Here is a 224-nt window from a genome sequence, read left to right as displayed (position 1 = left end):
AGCATAGGCCATGATACTAAAAAATAAGGAAGAAATAGTCAGGGTATAGAAAAAGTAATTATTTGCATTTTGGCATTTCATTTAACATTTTCTCCACTTCTTTAATTAAAATACCATTCATTTCGTTATCTTTATTTAGCCAGTTATCAAAACTCAGTGCTAACTGCCAGCTATCATTGCATTGGTTGCTAATCACATTAGCTAATGCAAGCTTGTTCAGCGAT

The organism is Citrobacter sp. TBCS-14 (genome assembly GCF_005280805.1).
Lineage (GTDB): Bacteria > Pseudomonadota > Gammaproteobacteria > Enterobacterales > Enterobacteriaceae > Citrobacter > Citrobacter gillenii.
This window is presented reverse-complemented; position numbering follows the sequence as displayed.